Genomic DNA, 15984 nt, shown 5'->3' with positions numbered 1-15984 from the left:
GGAATGCGCACCGTGGCGGCAGGAATGCGTGCACGGCGCCCCGGACGTGGGACACTGGAGGTTGAAGATGGGCGGTCCTCCGGCCCGGGCACGTTTGTGTGCCCTCCGGCCCCGCCACGTGAAGCCAACAGTAAGGACCCTGCGTGTCTCCCATGGCCCGCACCGCCCCGGTGCCCGCCGCGACAGATCCGGCCATTATTCGGAACTTCTGCATCATCGCGCACATCGACCACGGTAAATCCACCCTCGCCGACCGCATGCTGCAGTACACCGGAGTGGTCCAGTCGCGCGATATGAAGGCCCAGTACCTGGACCGGATGGACATCGAGCGTGAGCGCGGCATCACCATCAAGTCCCAGGCCGTCCGCATGCCCTGGGAACGCGATGGCGTCAGCTATGCCCTGAACATGATCGACACCCCCGGCCACGTTGACTTCACCTACGAGGTTTCCCGGTCGCTGGCGGCCTGCGAAGGCGCCGTTCTGCTCGTGGACGCGGCACAAGGCATCGAGGCCCAGACCCTGGCCAACCTGTACCTGGCCATGGAGAACAACCTCACCATCATCCCGGTCCTGAACAAGATCGACCTGCCGGCCGCGCAGCCCGAGAAGTACGCCGCTGAACTGGCGAGCCTGATCGGCGGCGATCCCGAGGACGTCCTGCGGGTCTCCGGCAAGACCGGCGCCGGCGTCGAGGCCCTCCTGGACAAGATCGTGCACGACCTGCCTGCTCCCCAGGGCGATCCCAACGCCCCGGCCCGCGCCATGATCTTCGACTCGGTGTACGACACCTACCGCGGCGTGGTCACCTACGTCCGTGTGGTTGACGGCATGCTGCACCCCCGCGAGCGCATCCAGATGATGTCCACCCGCGCCACCCACGAACTCCTCGAAATCGGTGTGAGCTCCCCGGAGCCCACCCCGTCCAAGGGGCTCGGCGTCGGTGAGGTGGGCTACCTGATCACCGGCGTGAAGGACGTGCGCCAGTCCAAGGTGGGTGACACCGTCACCAACCTGGCCAAGCCCGCCTCGGAATCGCTGCCCGGCTATGCGGACGCCAAGCCCATGGTGTTCTCCGGCCTGTACCCGCTGGACGGCGCCGATTACCCGGTGCTGCGCGACGCCCTCGAAAAGCTCATGCTCAATGACGCAGCCCTCGTTTACGAACCGGAGACCTCAGCGGCGCTGGGCTTCGGCTTCCGGGTGGGTTTCCTGGGCCTGCTCCACCTGGAAATCACCCGCGAACGGCTGGAACGGGAATACAACCTCGCCCTGATCTCCACGGCACCGAACGTTGAGTACGAGGTGACGCTGGAGGACAAGAAGGTTGTCCAGGTGACCAACCCCAGCGAATACCCCACAGGGAAGGTTGCCGAGGTCCGCGAACCCATGGTGTCCGCCACCATCCTGGCCCCCAATGAATTCGTGGGCGCCATCATGGAACTGTGCCAGAGCCGCCGTGGCGTGCTGGGCGGCATGGACTACCTTTCCGAGGACCGGGTGGAAATCCGGTACCGCCTGCCGCTGGCCGAGATTGTGTTCGACTTCTTCGACATCCTCAAATCCAAGACCCGCGGCTACGGTTCCCTCGACTGGAAGGCAGACGGCGAACAGGCCGCCGACCTGGTCAAGGTCGACATCATGCTCCAGGGCGAGCAGGTGGATGCCTTCAGTGCCATCACGCACCGCGACAAGGCCTACGCCTACGGCGTCATGATGACCGGCAAGCTCCGCGAACTGATCCCGCGCCAGCAGTTCGAGGTGCCCATCCAGGCCGCGATCGGCTCCCGCATCATCGCCCGCGAAAGCATCCGCGCCATCCGCAAGGACGTGCTGGCCAAGTGCTACGGCGGTGACATCACCCGAAAGCGCAAACTGCTGGAGAAGCAAAAAGAAGGCAAAAAGCGCATGAAGATGGTGGGCACCGTGGAAGTGCCGCAGGAAGCGTTCATCGCCGCCCTCACCACCGATGAGTCGAAGGACAAGGCCAAAAAGAAGTGACCACCGCGCAGCCGGGGACCCGCTGATGCCCAGCGTCCTTCCCCTGGGCGACCCGGCGCCGTCGGACGGCCTGCTGCCTGCCCAGGCGGCGGCCGGCGCGGCGGACCGGGCCTTTGGCCTGTACGTCCACATCCCGTTCTGCGCCGTGCGGTGCGGGTACTGCGACTTCAACACCTACACAGCAACGGAACTGGGCGGCGGCGCCTCCCAGGACGCGTATGCCGGCACCGCCGTGTCCGAGGTGGACCTGGCTGCCCGGGTACTCACCGCGTCCGGGCTGCCGGACCGTCCGCTCAGCACGGTGTTCTTCGGCGGCGGCACGCCCACGCTGCTCCCTGCGGAGGACCTTGCGCTGATCCTCCGCGCCGCCATCAGCACGTGGGGGATTGAGGACGGTGCCGAGGTCACCACCGAGGCCAACCCCGATTCGGTGACACCGGAATCCCTTGCCGTGCTGAAGGCAGCCGGTTTCACGCGCGTGTCCTTCGGCATGCAGTCGGCGGTGCCGCACGTCCTGAAGGTCCTGGACCGCACGCACAGCCCGGCCCGGGTTCCGCAGGTGGTCCGGTGGGCCCGCGAGGCAGGCCTGGCGGTCAGCCTCGACCTCATTTACGGCACCCCCGGCGAATCATTGGACGACTGGCGCCTCTCCCTGGAGACCGCCCTTTCGTACGAACCGGACCACATCAGCGCCTACGCCCTGATTGTGGAGGACGGCACCAAGCTCGCAGCCCAGATCCGGCGCGGGCAAGTGCCTGGAATTGACGACGACGACCACGCGGCCAAGTACGAACTCGCCGACCAGTTGATCACCGCAGCCGGGCTTGGCTGGTATGAGGTCAGCAACTGGGCACGGACTCCGGAGCAGGCCTGCCGCCACAACCTGGCCTACTGGCGGGGGGACGACTGGTGGGGCATCGGACCGGGCGCCCACTCGCATGTTGGCGGGGTCCGCTGGTGGAACGTCAAGCACCCCACCGCCTACGCGGGGCGGCTGGGCCAGGGCGTCTCGCCCGCTGCCGGGCGGGAGACGCTGGATGCGGAAACGCGCAACGTGGAGCGGGTCATGCTGGCGGCCAGGCTCAGCAGCGGCCTCCGGATTGACTCATTGGGCGATGCCGGCCGCCGGCAGGTGGCGGGCCTGATCGCCGATTCCCTGGTGGAACCCACTGCAGCGTTCCGCGGAACACTCGTGCTCACCCTCAAGGGCAGGCTGCTGGCGGACGCCGTGGTGCGGCGGATCCTCCCGGACTGACTGACCCGCAGCCGGCGCGGTTAACGGCTCAGGCCGTTGGCGGACTGTTCAGTGCCGTAACGGTCCGGGTGGTGCTGTCCCACAGCCGCGCGTCGGTGCACCGGGCCTCGAGGGTGGCGTCCAGGGTCCCCACTGCCGCGCCCAGCAGCTCTGCCGGAATCCGGCGGGCGAGCGTGACGTGCGGGGTCCAGGCGCCGGGGCGGGTGAGGGGCAAGGCGTCATTGGCCTGCCGGTGCAGGCCGGCGTGGAGGGCCAGCAGTTCCCTTGATCCCACCACCAGCCGGGCCAGGACGTATTTGCCTTTCCCTGCAGGGAAGAGGACCAGCCCGTCCAGGCGGACGTCCAGTGGAAGGCCCGCCCAGAGCCCGGCCGCTTCGGCCGCAACAGCCAGGCTGTTGCCCGCTGCGAGCGTGATGTGGGGCCTGTTGCTGGGGGCGGTATGGGAGCCCAGGCTGGGCAGGCCCGCCGCGGCCAGCCGGGCCCAGTCCGCCCGGATGCACGCCTCGGCGGTACCGTCGAAGGTCAGCTCGATGCTTCGCACGGGACCCGGCCGTCAGGCGGTGTTACTTGATCCAGCGGAGGTTGAACTGGTAGCGGTAGGGCTGGCCGCGGTTGACGCGGATCCCTGCTGCCACGGAGTAGCAGGTCAGGGCAATCCAGATGAGGGCCGCCGCGACGGCGAAGATGTTTCCGATCACCGGGATGAAGACCAGGATGTTCGCCACCACTGCCGCGATGGTCGGAGGCAGGCTGAAGTTGAGTGCTTCCTTGGATTCCTGGGCCGTGAATGGTCCACGATCACGGAAAATGAGGTAGACGAGCAGCGACGGGATGCAGCCCAGGATGCCGCCGAAGTGCGCCAGCGTGGCCCATTGCCGGTCTTCGCTGGCCGTCAGGGGCAGCGCGTTGGCCGGGACGCCGTGGTATTCGGACCGGCTTTGGCGGCCCTGCGGGTCCCCGTGCCCGCGTGCGTTGTCTGCCACAGTTGTGTTCCTTCGAAGATGCAATAGTGCGTTCGGCGCTGAGGCGCCGGCCGCCCCCGCCGGGAGTGGCAGGTGCTGGTCTACCCAGAATACTGGGTGTTGGCCGGAAGACTGCTTTAGGGAACCGTGAGGAAGTCGATGACTTCCTCCACCCGGCCCAGAAGCGAGGCCTCAAGGTCCGCATAGGTATGCACCGCACCCAGGAGTTTCTGCCACCCCAGCCCCACGTCCTCCTTGGTCTGGTGCGGCCAGCCGAATGCGGCCAGGATCCCGGTTTTCCAGTCCTGCCCGCGCGGCACGGCAGGCCACTTCGCGATGCCCAGCACGGAGGGCCGGATGGCCTGCCACACGTCCACATACGGATGGCCCACAATCAGGACGTTCCCGGCCGCGCCGGGGGAGGCCATTACGGCATCGGCAATGCGCGATTCCTTCGAGTTGGGTACCAGATGGTCCACCAGGACGCCCAGCCGCCGGCCCGGACCGGGGTTGAAGGCCGCCACCGCACCGGCCAGGTCATCGATGCCGTGGAGAGGCTCGACGACGATGCCCTCCACCCTGAGGTCATCGCCCCACACCTTTTCCACCAGCTCGGCGTCGTGCTTGCCCTCCACCCAGATGCGGCTTGCCTTCGCCACCTGGGCGCGCTGGCCGGCCACCCGAACGGAACCGGAAGCGGTCCGGCCCGCCGCAGTGGTGGGAGCGGCACGCGGCGCAGGCGGAACCAGTTTGATGGGCCGGCCCTCCAGGAGGAAGCCGAACCCCAACCGGAAGGACCGGGACTTTCCCCGCCGGTCCTCCAAGGCCACCACATGCATGCCGCCGGACTTCTCCACCCGGGTTACGGCACCGACCCAGCCGGACTGGACGTCCTCCAAAACCATTCCGCGCTCCACCGGGACCTCGGGCAGGGTGGTGCGGGCCGGGGCGGACATGTCTGCCGGCCCCCAGTTCTGGTAATCCATGGTTGACTCCGCCTCGCAGTTGGTTCGTGGCCCGGAATTTCGCCCGGAGCGGTACCAATGCTAACAACGGGGCGGGGCGTAATAGACTGTTGGCACTAAGGCATGCCGAGTGCTAACTGACGGGGCCGCGTTGCCCAGGCGGCGCGGCGGCCCCAATCCCGGATGGAGGTGGACTATGAGCGAGCCACGCAAGCTGGAAGTCCTGCGGGCCATCGTGGAGGACTACGTCCATTCCCGCGAACCCGTGGGCTCCAAAGCCCTCGTGGAGCGGCACCATCTTGGCGTCTCCAGCGCCACGATCCGCAACGACATGGCGGCCCTGGAGGACGAGGGCCTCATTACGGCGCCGCACACCAGCGCCGGCCGGATCCCCACGGACAAGGGCTACCGCCTGTTTGTGGACCAGATTTCCGCGGTCAAACCGTTGTCGCCGCCGGAACGGCGGGCCATCCAGTCGCTGCTGGAAGGCTCCGATGACCTGGACGATGTCCTGGACCGCACGGTCCGGATGCTCTCCCAGCTGACCAACCAGGTGGCAGTGGTCCAGTACCCGCACCTGAGCCGGGCCCAGATCCGGCACATCGAATTTGTCCTGCTCGCCCCCCGGAAAGTGCTGGTTGTGCTGATTGCCGACAGCGGCAAGGTGGAGCAGCGGGTCATTGACGTTGGCCACGACCTTGCTGACGACGCCCTCGCCGGCCTGCGGACCCGGTTCCTGGCGACCCTTGCAGGGACGCCGCTGGGCCGGCTCAGCATGGTGCTGCCCGCGGTGGTGTCCGCCGTGGCGCCTGTCCACCGCCAGGCCGCACAGGCCTTGGCCAACGGGCTGGAGATCCTGGGGCAGAACAGCCGCGAGGAACGTATGGTGATGGCGGGGACCGCCAACCTGGCCCGCTCCAATGTGGATTTCCCGCTCAGCATCGGACCCGTCCTGGAAGCCCTGGAGGAGCAGGTGGTGATGCTCCGCCTGCTCAGCGAAATGGCGCAGGACCCCCGCGGTGTTGCGGTCAGTATCGGCCGGGAAAACCCCTACGACGGGCTGGCCGAGGCATCGGTGGTGGCCACCGCCTACGGTCCGGACAGCACCGCGAAAATCGGCATCCTTGGACCAACCCGCATGGATTACCCCACCACCATGGCCGCCGTCAGGGCTGTGGCCCGATACCTGTCCCGGATCCTGGGTCCCTGAACAGGCCTGCCCGGCCGGCCGCGCGCCGACAGGGCACCAAGAGCAACACCGGCAGTTGAACTGCCGGCAGTACAACAAGGAAGAGACACGAACTTTGAGCAGCCACTACGACGTCCTTGGAGTCTCACCGGAGGCTACGGGCGAAGAGATCAAAAAGGCCTACCGCAAACTGGCCCGCACCCTGCACCCGGACGTCAACCCCGGGGACGACGCGTCCGACCGTTTCAAGGCCGTCACGCATGCCTACGAGGTCCTGTCGGATCCGCAGAAACGGCGGGTCTACGACACCACCGGCAACGAAAACGGCACTGACAACGGCTTTGGCGGCGGCAGCTATGCCGGCCAGGGCTTCGCGTTCCAGGACATCTTCGACACCTTTTTCGGCGCAGGCGGCTCTGCCGGCCCGGCCTCCCGCGTCCGGCGCGGCCAGGACGCCCTGATCAGCGTTCGGATCGAACTTAAGGACGCCGTTTTCGGTGTCAACCGGAAGCTGGAGGTGGATACCGCCGTCACGTGCCCCACCTGCGACGGCTCCTGCTGCCAGCCCGGCACCTCGCCGGAACGCTGCGACATCTGCGGTGGCAGCGGCCAGGTCCAGCGGGCCGTCCGGTCCATCCTGGGCCAGGTCATGACGGCGGCGCCGTGCGGTACCTGCGAAGGCTTCGGCACGGTCATCAAGGACCCCTGCAACGAGTGCAGCGGGCAGGGACGCATCCGCAGCCGCCGTTCGCTGACCATCAAGGTCCCCGCAGGCGTTGCCACGGGCACCCGGATCCAGCTTTCCGGCCAGGGTGAAGCCGGCCCTGCGGGTGGCCCTGCCGGCGACCTGTACGTGGAGATCCGCGTCAACAACGACGCCACCTACGTCCGGGACGGCGACGACCTGCACGCCACACTGAACATTCCCATGACGGCGGCTGCGCTGGGAACCGACGTCAGCCTGGAAACCTTCGACGGCAGCCAGGACATCGACGTCAAGCCCGGTACCCAGTCCGGGGAGATCATCACCCTGCGCGGCCTCGGCGTCACGCACCTGCGCGGGTACGGCCGCGGCGACCTTAAGGTGCACCTCCAGGTGGAGACGCCCGCGAGGCTGGACCAGGCCCAGGAGGACCTGCTGCGGCAGCTGGCCAAGCTGCGCGGGGAGCAGATCACCGAAGGCAAGCTCGCGGCCAGCGGCGGTATGTTCGCCAAGCTGCGGGACCGGCTCGGTAACCTGTAGCGGTGAGCAACCCCGTCTTTTTCACCACCGCCGGCGCGCTGGACCAGGTGCACCCCCAGGGCAGGTTTGTCCTGGAGGGCCCTGAAGCCCGGCACGCCGTGGCCGTGAAACGGCTGGCGCCCGGTGAGCCCGTGGACATCGTGGACGGTGCAGGCACCAGGCTCAGCGGAGTTGTGGTGGCTGCCTCGTCCGCGGCACTGGAAGTTGAGTGCATATCCGTGGCCCGGGAGGACCGGCCTGACATCCGCCTTGTCCTGGTCCAGGCCCTGGCGAAAGGCGACCGGGACGAGCTCGCCATCGAGACGGCCACGGAACTGGGAATCGACGCAGTCATCCCGTGGCAGTCCGAACGGGCCATCGTCCGCTGGAAGGGTGACCGTGCCGCGAAGGCGCACGCCAAGTGGCAGTCCACGGTGACTGCCGCCGCCAAACAGGCCCGCCGGGCCTGGGTGCCTGAGGTGCGGGCCGCCGTCGACACTGCCGCCCTCGCCGGCGCTGTGGAAGCCGCGGACCTGGCCGTCATCCTGCACGAAAACGCTGTCCGGCCGCTCCGCTCCGTCCTGTCGGCGTGGGCCGGGGAGTCTACGGCCGCAGTGCGCGAGGTGCTGCTGATCGTCGGCCCCGAAGGCGGGATCAGCCCCCGCGAAGTGACGCGCCTGTGCGATCAGGGTGCCGTGACTGCCCTGCTGGGGCACCACGTCCTGCGCTCCTCCACGGCCGGACCGGCCGCCGTCGTGCTCGCCAGCGATGTGCTGGGCCGCTGGGACGCTACCGCACAGTGAACGAGCGGGTGTCCTCGTTGCGGTCCACCTGGTCGTCGGCACCCAACTGGGCCACCTTTGCCTCGTAGTCCCCGGCCGGCAGCGTCAGGGCAAGTGTAAACAGCCCGGCACTCCCGGGTTCGGGGGCCGTGGTGGTCTCGCCGGTCAGGAAGGGCTCCTTGGTGCCGTTCTTCTCGGACCGCAGGATCTGCCAGCGGAGCTTGCCGCCCGAGACCGAACTGCGGCCGCCGATTTTGACGCTGCCGGACCGCAGCTCGGTGCCTTCCTGAGGGTCGATGATCCAGACCGGAGCCAGCAGCCCGGTGGCGCGGGTCATCAGGGCGCCGAGCTGGACATGGCCGAACGCCATGTAATCGGTGTGCCCGTCCACCAGGATCCGGACCCGGATCTGCTGGCCGGTGTCGATCAGGCCCGAACTGGCCCCGGCGGCTGTGGCCGTATAAACGAGCTGCTGGATGGCCCGGTTGGCGGTGTCGGCGTCGAGGTTGCTGTTGAAGGCGTCCTCCGAAACATCCACCGTGATGACATCCTTGCCCGAAATGGACGTGGCCAGCTTGGAAGGATTTTGCCAGGGCGTAAAGAAATCCGCGTCGAGGGGTTTCTCGTCCATCATGGCCCGCAGGGCGCGTGTGACAGGGTTTTCCTGGTCCGGGACGTCGCGGAACTCGCGGTAAAGGAAGACATTGTTGTTGGTCCGGCCCAGCCAATAGACGGGGGCCTTGTTGGAGGACTGGGTTGTTTCCAGTGGGGAGCTGGTGGCCGGAATGTCGGGTGTGCCTGTCACCGAAGGGCTGGCTGTCAGGGTGCTGGACTCCGAAGCGCCGGGGTCGGCGATGCAGCCGGACAGGGCGGGAACAACAAGAAGGCCCGCAAGAACCAGTGCCCGCGCGCGGCGTGCACTTTGTCCGGCCCCGAAGGGCGCAGCGGTTTCGGGCACTGTTGTTGCCTGTCCTTTCCTGGTGTGGAGGGCCGATCCCCGGGCGGCCCGCTGTCCAGCAGTAGCTGGGTTTCCAGCATTACACAGGGTGCAGCCGGGAAGTGCTCCGGATCCGGGTCATGCCGGAACTGCAACGGGAACGATATGAGGACGATATGAAGTTGATACCTAACGGGGGAGCACGGCACCCACCAGCCGCACCGGCAGCCGGTGGCTACCAGGGTCCTGATCGCGGGCGGCGGTGTGTGCTGGCGTAAGATGGAGGGATCACTGGGCCGGGACCAGCACGTACCGGAAGTCCCGCCCGGCCAGACGGAAAGCACTTCGACCTTGAGGGGACCACGGGCCTGCGGGCCAGCACCATGACTGAATCAGCGAATGGAAAGCGCCGGCTCACCACAGGAGAGGGCATGGCGGCCGAATTCCCCCATTCACTCCCCGGGATCCGGACAGAAGTTGTTGTTTTCGACAACTCCGACCAAATGGTCCAATCCCTCGGCAGCCACGATGAGGCCCTGAGGTTCATTGAGGAACAGTTCCCCGACGTCAATTTCCACGTCCGCGGCAACGAGCTTTCCATCAGCGGACCAGTCCGCGACGTGCCCCGCATCATGCGGCTCCTGCACGAGGTCCGTGGCCTGGTGGCCCGTGGCAGCGTGATCAGCCCCGCCGTGCTGCAGCAGCTGGCGGCCCTGCTCCGGAGCCAGTCCACGCAGAACCCCGTGGATGTCCTCACCCACGACATCCTCTCCAGCCGCGGCCGGACCATCCGGCCCAAGACGCTGAACCAGAAGAACTATGTTGATGCCATTGATGCCAACACCGTGATCTTCGGGATCGGCCCCGCCGGTACCGGCAAGACGTACCTGGCCATGGCCAAAGCCGTCCAGGCGCTGCAGCAGAAGGAAGTCAGCCGGATCATCCTGACCCGGCCGGCTGTTGAGGCGGGGGAGCGGCTGGGCTTCCTGCCAGGCACCCTCAGCGACAAGATCGACCCCTACCTGCGGCCGCTCTACGACGCCCTGCACGACATGATGGATCCCGAATCCATTCCCCGCCTGATGGCGGCCGGGACCATCGAGGTTGCCCCGCTGGCCTACATGCGCGGCAGGACCCTCAATGACGCCTTCATCATCCTGGACGAGGCACAAAACACCACTCCCGAACAGATGAAGATGTTCCTGACCCGCCTGGGCTTCGGTTCCAAGATGGTGGTCACGGGCGACGTCACCCAGGTGGACCTGCCCTTCGGCACCCGCTCTGGCCTGCGGATCGTTGAAGAAATCCTTAAGGGCATCGACGACGTCAACTTCTCGGTCCTGGACGCCACGGACGTGGTCCGGCACAAACTGGTGGGGGACATCGTCAACGCCTACAGCAACTGGGACGACATCCAGCGCAGCCGGGTCAAGCAACCGGCCGGCAGCCAGCGGCGGGGGGACAGCGCATGAGCATCGAAGTGAACAACGAATCCGGCATCCAGGTGGACGAAGCCAGCCTGGTGGCGCTGTCCCGCTATATTTTTGAGCAGCTGTACATCCACCCCCAGGCGGAGCTTTCCATCCTGCTGGTGGACGAGCCCGCCATGGAAAAGCTGCACATCGAACTGATGGACGAGCCCGGTTCAACCGATGTCCTTTCCGTCCCCATGGACGAGTTGACCCCCGGCACCCCGGGCCGGCCCACGCCACAGGGGATGCTCGGCGACATTGCCATCTGCCCGCAGGTCGCCACGGTGCAGGCCAAAAACGCCGGCCACGGGCTCGCAGACGAGATGCTGCTGCTGACCACCCACGGCATCCTGCACCTGCTGGGCTACGATCACGCGGAGCCTGAGGAAAAGACGGAAATGTTCGGCCTCCAGCGTGAACTCCTGACCGGCTTCACCGGTAGAGAAGCACCCGCCGAGACCACCCAGTGACACCACTGCTCCTGGTGGTGATGGCCCTGGTGTTCCTGGGCGTCGCCGCCGTGCTGACGGCAGCCGAGGCGGCCTTCAACTTCCTGCCGCGCCACGACGCCGAGGAAGCACTGGTGCGGAGCCGCAGCAACGCCATGCGGAAAATCCTCGCCGAGCCCGTGGCCCACATCCGGGCCCTGCGCTTCTGGCGGATCTGGTTCGAGATGGCCTCCGCCGTCGCTGTGGCGGTGCTGCTGTACAGCGTCCTCGACAACGTCTGGCTGGCCGGCCTGGCAGCCACGGGCATCATGGCCCTGGTGGGCTTTGTGATTGTCGGTGTTTCGCCCCGCCAGCTGGGCCGGCTCCACTCAGGCGCCGTGGTCAGGTTCACCGCCCCGATGATCCGCTTCCTCACCTGGGTCCTGGGACCCATTCCCGGTTGGCTGGTGGCCCTGGGAAGCGCCGCAGCACCCGGCGCCCCGGGCGGGGACGAAGCCTTCTTCAGCGAACAGGAATTCCGCGAACTCGTGGACCGGGCCAGCGAATCCGACATGATCGAGGACACGGAGGCCACCATGATCCAATCGGTCTTCGACTTCGGCGACACGTTGGTGCGGGCCGTTATGGTTCCCCGCACGGACATCCTGAGTGTCGACGCCGGATCCACACTCCGCCATGCCATGTCCCTCTTCCTGCGCTCCGGGTACTCCCGGATGCCGGTGATCGGCGAAAACAACGACGACATCCTGGGCATCATCTACCTCAAGGACGTGGCCGCCGTCCTGCACGAACTCGCCCCGGGTGAGGAACCACCGCTGGTGGATTCGCTGACCCGGGAGGTACGGTACGTTCCCGAGTCCAAGCCGGTCAGCGACCTGCTGAGTGAACTGCAGAAGGAATCCACCCACGTGGCCATCGTCATCGACGAATACGGCGGCACTGCCGGGCTGGTCACGCTGGAAGACCTGATCGAGGAAATCGTCGGCGAGATCGTTGACGAGTACGACACCGAAAGTGCTGAAGCGGTGGAACTGGGTGACGGCTCCTACCGGGTCAGCGCCCGGATGAGCATTGATGACCTTGGCGAACTGTTCGACATCGAACTCGATGACGATGAAGTGGACACCGTCGGCGGTTTGCTGGCCAAAGCACTGGGCCGCGTGCCCATCGTGGGCAGCGCCGTGGAAGTCCACGGCGTCGCCTTACGCGCAGACCGGCTTGAGGGCCGGCGGAACCGGGTCAGCCACATCATTGCGGCACCGGTACCAAAGATAGACACTGACCTTGAAGACCTCCTCGAAGAGGCGGAAACAACCCAGCAGGGAGTTCCACGTGAGCAAGAAAATTAAAGCCGGCGGCGACGAGGAATTCGGCGGCTTCCGGGCCGGTTTTTCCGTCCTGGTGGGCCGGCCCAACGCCGGAAAGTCCACCCTGACCAACGCCCTGGTAGGCAAGAAAGTGGCCATCACCTCCGCCAAACCGCAGACCACACGGCACACCATCCGCGGCATCGTCCACCGGGAGGACGCCCAGCTGATCCTGGTGGACACCCCGGGCCTCCACCGGCCCCGGACCCTGCTGGGGAAGCGGCTGAACGACCTCGTCGCGGACACCCTGTCCGAGGTGGACGCCATCGGGTTCTGCCTGCCCGCCAACGAGAAGATCGGTCCCGGCGATAAATTCATTGCCGCGCAGCTCGCTGCCCTGGGCAACAAACCGATCATCGCGATCGTGACCAAGGCCGACACCGTCGACCGGCAGGCCCTCACGGAGCAGCTCCTGGCCGTCGCGGCCCTGGGACGTGAAGTTCTCGGCGAGGACGGCTGGAAGGACATCGTCCCGGTGTCGGCAACTGACGGCTTCCAGGTGGAAACCGTGGCCGACGTGCTGATCGGCCACATGCCGCCCTCGCCCCCGCTGTACCCGGACGGGCACCTGACTGACGAGCCCGAGGCCGTTATGGTGGCTGAACTCATCCGTGAGGCAGCGCTGGAGGGTGTCCGCGACGAACTGCCGCACTCCCTGGCCGTTGTGGTGGAGGAGATCGTTCCCAGGGAAGGCCGTTCCGAGGACAGCCCGTTCCTTGACGTCAGGGTCAACCTGTACGTGGAGCGTCCCTCGCAGAAGGCCATCATCATCGGCAAGGGCGGCGCCCGGCTCCGCGAAGTGGGCACAAACGCCCGCAAGGGAATCGAAGCCCTGCTGGGCACGCGCATCTATCTTGACCTGCACGTGAAGGTGGCCAAGGACTGGCAGCGGGACCCGAAGCAGCTGGTCAAGCTGGGCTTCTGAGCCGGCAGGACCGGTGCCGCCGCGGGGCGGTCCGGCGTTTTCCCAGACTGGGCCACTAAAATGGGCCGGATTTTGTTTTTAGAGGAAGGTTCATCACGTGGGGCGAGGCCGCGACAAGCAGGACAACGGCGCTGACAGTGCTGCCGGAGCTGGACCTGTGTCCCGCCACTCAGATGCTTCGGCCGCTGGCGCTGGCGCTGCCCGGCACCTGGGACCCATCCGCCGGATGCCCATCTGGCTGAAGGCGGTCACTGCCGTCCTGGCGGTTGTGCTCGTAGGTGGCCTGGCCTTCGCCGGGTTCTGGTTCTTCCGGCTGCAGAACAACATCTCCAAGGCGCCCCTGAACGCCGGCGGCGGCAGCACCGAAGGCCAGGTTGATGACGCCAAGGGCAGGATGCAGATCCTGATCCTCGGTTCGGATACCCGCGACGGGAAAAACGCCGACTACGGGACAGCGGACCAGTCCACCGGGTACGGGAACTCCGATGTGATGATGTTGATGGACATCTCCGAGGACAATAAGCGCGTCAGCGTGATCAGTTTCCCCCGCGACCTCCTGGTGGACATCCCGGAATGCACTGACGAGGACACCAAACAGACGTATCCGGCCCGCAGCGGCGTGATGATCAACGAAGCCATGGCTGAAGCCGGGATCGGCTGCGCAGTGGACACCGTCAACAAACTCACCGGCATGGAAGTGGACCACTTCATGATGGCCGACTTCAACGCGGTGAAGGAACTCTCCAACGCCGTGGGCGGCGTCGATGTCTGCATCAGCGACGCCGTCTACGATCCGGACTCCCGGCTGCGGCTGCCTGCGGGCACCTCCTCCGTCGAGGGCGAGCAGGCCCTTGCATTCCTCCGGACCCGCCACGCGTTTGCCGACGGCGGGGACCTCGGCCGGATCAAGGCCCAGCAGGGTTTCCTCTCCTCCCTCACCCGGAAGATCAAGGACGAAGGCACCCTGACGGACCCCGTGCGGATGCTGAAGATCGCCGACGTCGTCACCCAGAACCTGACGGTCGACCAGGGCCTGGGATCAGTTCCCACCCTGCTCACCATCGGCAACCGGCTCAAGGACATCGACGTCGGAAAGGTCGCCTTTGTGGCGGTCCCCACGGGGCCTGCCGCGTCTGATCCGAACCGGCTCGAAGTGGCTGAACCCGCGGCTTCGCAACTCTTCGCCGCATTGCGCAAGGACGTGGACCTGACGGATCCCACCGCGCCCACGTCGCCGTCGGCCAGCCCGTCCGCGGAGCCCAGCACGGCCCCGACGGAAACAGCCCCTGCCGTGGCGCCGTACGACAAGGCCCTGCAACCCGTCGCGGTGGCCAACGGCACCGGCGTCCCTGGCCGGGCGCAGGAAATTGTGCAGGCCCTGGTCGCCGGCGGATTCACCCAGTCGACCTTCTTTGACGCAGCAGTGACCGGCCAGACCGTGGTTTACTACGGGGCGGACTTCGCCGACGTGGCCGCTGATACGGCGGCCCTGCTGGGCATCCCCGCCACACAGCTCGTCCCGTCAGCCAACGTCTACGGCGTGCAGGTGGCCCTCGGCAGCGACTTCCCCTCCGGCGTTACCTACGGTGCCGGCACCGCCCTCCCGGACGACATCGTCAGCCAGACCGCCGGTGACGCCGTGTGCCAGCAGGCAAACCCGGAGCTGATCGTCCGCTGACAGCGGTCCCGGCTTCCGGGGGCGAACGCCTCCGACGGTGCCGTTCACCCGTAAATCACCTCTACGTCTTCCGGAGCATGCTCCCTACCTGGCCGGCTCCCACTCCGGGGTGCCGTCTATTAAGTCGGCGCCCAAGGGCGGCGACGTCACAAGGGCGGTGACTCCCTGTGCCTCAAGTTCATCCACAACAACGCGAAGCATTGTCTCTCCCATGGCCCGGGGGAGTTCACCTTTGGTGTCCAGATATGCCAGCGGTCCGTGAGACGTAAGGTAGACCGGCGACGAGTAATTCGGCGTGTATTCATTTGTGGTTTCCAGCGCAGAGTCGGTTAACTCATTGCCCTTGCTGTCGATGTGCATGCACCGTTCCATGGCGATATGGAGGGCCTCGGCAGCCTTGTCTGTTTGATCGGTGATGATAAGGAAGAACGGCGATGGACCTTCCCACCCATCCCAATCCGGTGAAATGGATCCTTCCTCAGTCTGCCGGTCAAAGATGCCTGGGGCTACCGTCACGTTGGCGATTCCGTCCCCCTGTGTTGTGTTAATCGGCGCACCGCACGCCGCGAGCAAAGCCGCGCAGGCCAGGAGCGCAAGCATCGTCTCAACGGTTGCGATCCGTGTTTTTCGATTCGTCGCCAAAACTATGGCCTTCGCCGCGCGGCATTCCTTCATCCTGGAGGACACTGTTCTCCTCCCTCTTGAAATGCTGTAAACGAGTCGCCCGCTGCCATGCCGAAAGCGTACAGGGTCGTGGTGTGCCGGGACAGAGCAACAGGAC

The 15984-nt window shown here is 66.4% G+C and carries 15 protein-coding genes; 10 read left to right on the top strand and 5 right to left on the bottom strand.

Annotated features, from left to right (window positions below):
- Positions 1-143 precede the first annotated feature (143 nt).
- Both lepA and hemW read left to right on the top strand, forming a co-directional pair.
- Entirely contained in the window at positions 144-2000 is a 1857-nt protein-coding gene (gene lepA, locus ACRB8A_RS10000) for a translation elongation factor 4 (RefSeq protein WP_050684687.1), read from the top strand.
- 25 nt (positions 2001-2025) lie between these two features.
- Positions 2026-3255: a radical SAM family heme chaperone HemW gene (hemW, locus tag ACRB8A_RS09995; protein WP_432244607.1), complete on the top strand. Its 1230-nt coding sequence runs from the start codon at positions 2026-2028 to the stop codon at positions 3253-3255.
- Between the two features lie 28 nt (positions 3256-3283).
- Here the strand turns inward: hemW and ACRB8A_RS09990 are convergent, their stop codons facing one another.
- The 3 genes from ACRB8A_RS09990 to ACRB8A_RS09980 form a co-directional block, all read right to left on the bottom strand.
- Positions 3284-3796 (bottom strand): 2'-5' RNA ligase family protein, encoded by a 513-nt coding sequence (locus ACRB8A_RS09990; RefSeq protein WP_432244606.1) that lies wholly within the window; start codon positions 3794-3796, stop codon positions 3284-3286.
- Positions 3797-3818: 22 nt separating this feature from the next.
- Positions 3819-4238, bottom strand: a complete 420-nt coding sequence (locus tag ACRB8A_RS09985) for a DUF4870 domain-containing protein (RefSeq protein WP_050684690.1) — start codon at positions 4236-4238, stop codon at positions 3819-3821.
- Between the two features lie 116 nt (positions 4239-4354).
- Complete coding sequence (locus tag ACRB8A_RS09980; RefSeq protein ID WP_432244605.1) at positions 4355-5203, bottom strand: DUF3097 domain-containing protein; 849 nt, start codon at positions 5201-5203, stop codon at positions 4355-4357.
- 175 nt (positions 5204-5378) lie between these two features.
- Here ACRB8A_RS09980 and hrcA point away from each other — a divergent pair, with 175 nt between their 5' ends.
- The 3 genes from hrcA (at position 5379) to ACRB8A_RS09965 (ending at position 8396) form a co-directional block, all read left to right on the top strand.
- Positions 5379-6392, top strand: coding sequence for a heat-inducible transcriptional repressor HrcA (hrcA, locus tag ACRB8A_RS09975; protein WP_056598229.1), 1014 nt, complete (start codon positions 5379-5381; stop codon positions 6390-6392).
- Between the two features lie 94 nt (positions 6393-6486).
- The gene (gene dnaJ / locus ACRB8A_RS09970) at positions 6487-7614 is read left to right on the top strand and encodes a molecular chaperone DnaJ (protein WP_050684693.1); all 1128 of its coding nucleotides are present in this window, start codon (positions 6487-6489) and stop codon (positions 7612-7614) included.
- Positions 7615-7616: 2 nt separating this feature from the next.
- On the top strand, positions 7617-8396 hold the full coding sequence (locus ACRB8A_RS09965; protein ID WP_056598230.1) for a 16S rRNA (uracil(1498)-N(3))-methyltransferase: 780 nt from the start codon (positions 7617-7619) through the stop codon (positions 8394-8396).
- Here ACRB8A_RS09965 and ACRB8A_RS09960 read toward each other — a convergent pair.
- Positions 8383-9333 (bottom strand): GerMN domain-containing protein, encoded by a 951-nt coding sequence (locus tag ACRB8A_RS09960; protein WP_050684695.1) that lies wholly within the window; start codon positions 9331-9333, stop codon positions 8383-8385. The two genes, ACRB8A_RS09965 and ACRB8A_RS09960, sit on opposite strands and share 14 nt — an antisense overlap.
- 362 nt (positions 9334-9695) lie before the next feature.
- Here ACRB8A_RS09960 and ACRB8A_RS09955 point away from each other — a divergent pair, with 362 nt between their 5' ends.
- The 5 genes from ACRB8A_RS09955 to ACRB8A_RS09935 all read left to right on the top strand — a co-directional run bounded on the left by ACRB8A_RS09955 (position 9696) and on the right by ACRB8A_RS09935 (position 15203).
- Complete coding sequence (locus tag ACRB8A_RS09955; RefSeq protein WP_050684696.1) at positions 9696-10784, top strand: PhoH family protein; 1089 nt, start codon at positions 9696-9698, stop codon at positions 10782-10784.
- Positions 10781-11254, top strand: coding sequence for an rRNA maturation RNase YbeY (gene ybeY, locus ACRB8A_RS09950; RefSeq protein WP_050684697.1), 474 nt, complete (start codon positions 10781-10783; stop codon positions 11252-11254). Before ACRB8A_RS09955 ends, ybeY begins: the two co-directional genes overlap by 4 nt.
- Complete coding sequence (locus tag ACRB8A_RS09945) at positions 11251-12582, top strand: hemolysin family protein (RefSeq protein WP_056598231.1); 1332 nt, start codon at positions 11251-11253, stop codon at positions 12580-12582. The genes ybeY and ACRB8A_RS09945 overlap by 4 nt, the downstream gene beginning before the upstream one ends.
- The gene (gene era, locus ACRB8A_RS09940; RefSeq protein ID WP_056598233.1) at positions 12566-13525 is read left to right on the top strand and encodes a GTPase Era; all 960 of its coding nucleotides are present in this window, start codon (positions 12566-12568) and stop codon (positions 13523-13525) included. The genes ACRB8A_RS09945 and era overlap by 17 nt, the downstream gene beginning before the upstream one ends.
- A 97-nt stretch (positions 13526-13622) precedes the next feature.
- The gene (locus ACRB8A_RS09935; protein WP_432244604.1) at positions 13623-15203 is read left to right on the top strand and encodes an LCP family protein; all 1581 of its coding nucleotides are present in this window, start codon (positions 13623-13625) and stop codon (positions 15201-15203) included.
- An 84-nt stretch (positions 15204-15287) separates the two neighbouring features.
- Here the strand turns inward: ACRB8A_RS09935 and ACRB8A_RS09930 are convergent, their stop codons facing one another.
- Positions 15288-15890: a hypothetical protein gene (locus tag ACRB8A_RS09930; protein ID WP_432244603.1), complete on the bottom strand. Its 603-nt coding sequence runs from the start codon at positions 15888-15890 to the stop codon at positions 15288-15290.
- Positions 15891-15984: the final 94 nt, after the last annotated feature.

Origin of the sequence: Arthrobacter sp. G.S.26, assembly GCF_050847375.1 — a bacterium.
Taxonomy (GTDB): Bacteria; Actinomycetota; Actinomycetes; order Actinomycetales; family Micrococcaceae; genus Arthrobacter.
Note: the sequence above shows the minus strand (reverse complement) of the source record. Positions and strands in the feature narration are given on the sequence as shown.

Excerpts from the sequence above, each read along its gene's own strand:
- hemW (WP_432244607.1), top strand. The coding sequence starts at position 2,026 with ATGCCCAGCGTCCTTCCCCTGGGCGACCCGGCGCCGTCGGACGGCCTG.
- ACRB8A_RS09980 (WP_432244605.1), bottom strand. The coding sequence starts at position 5,203 with ATGGATTACCAGAACTGGGGGCCGGCAGACATGTCCGCCCCGGCCCGC.
- hrcA (WP_056598229.1), top strand. The coding sequence starts at position 5,379 with ATGAGCGAGCCACGCAAGCTGGAAGTCCTGCGGGCCATCGTGGAGGAC.
- ACRB8A_RS09955 (WP_050684696.1), top strand. The coding sequence starts at position 9,696 with ATGACTGAATCAGCGAATGGAAAGCGCCGGCTCACCACAGGAGAGGGC.
- ybeY (WP_050684697.1), top strand. The coding sequence starts at position 10,781 with ATGAGCATCGAAGTGAACAACGAATCCGGCATCCAGGTGGACGAAGCC.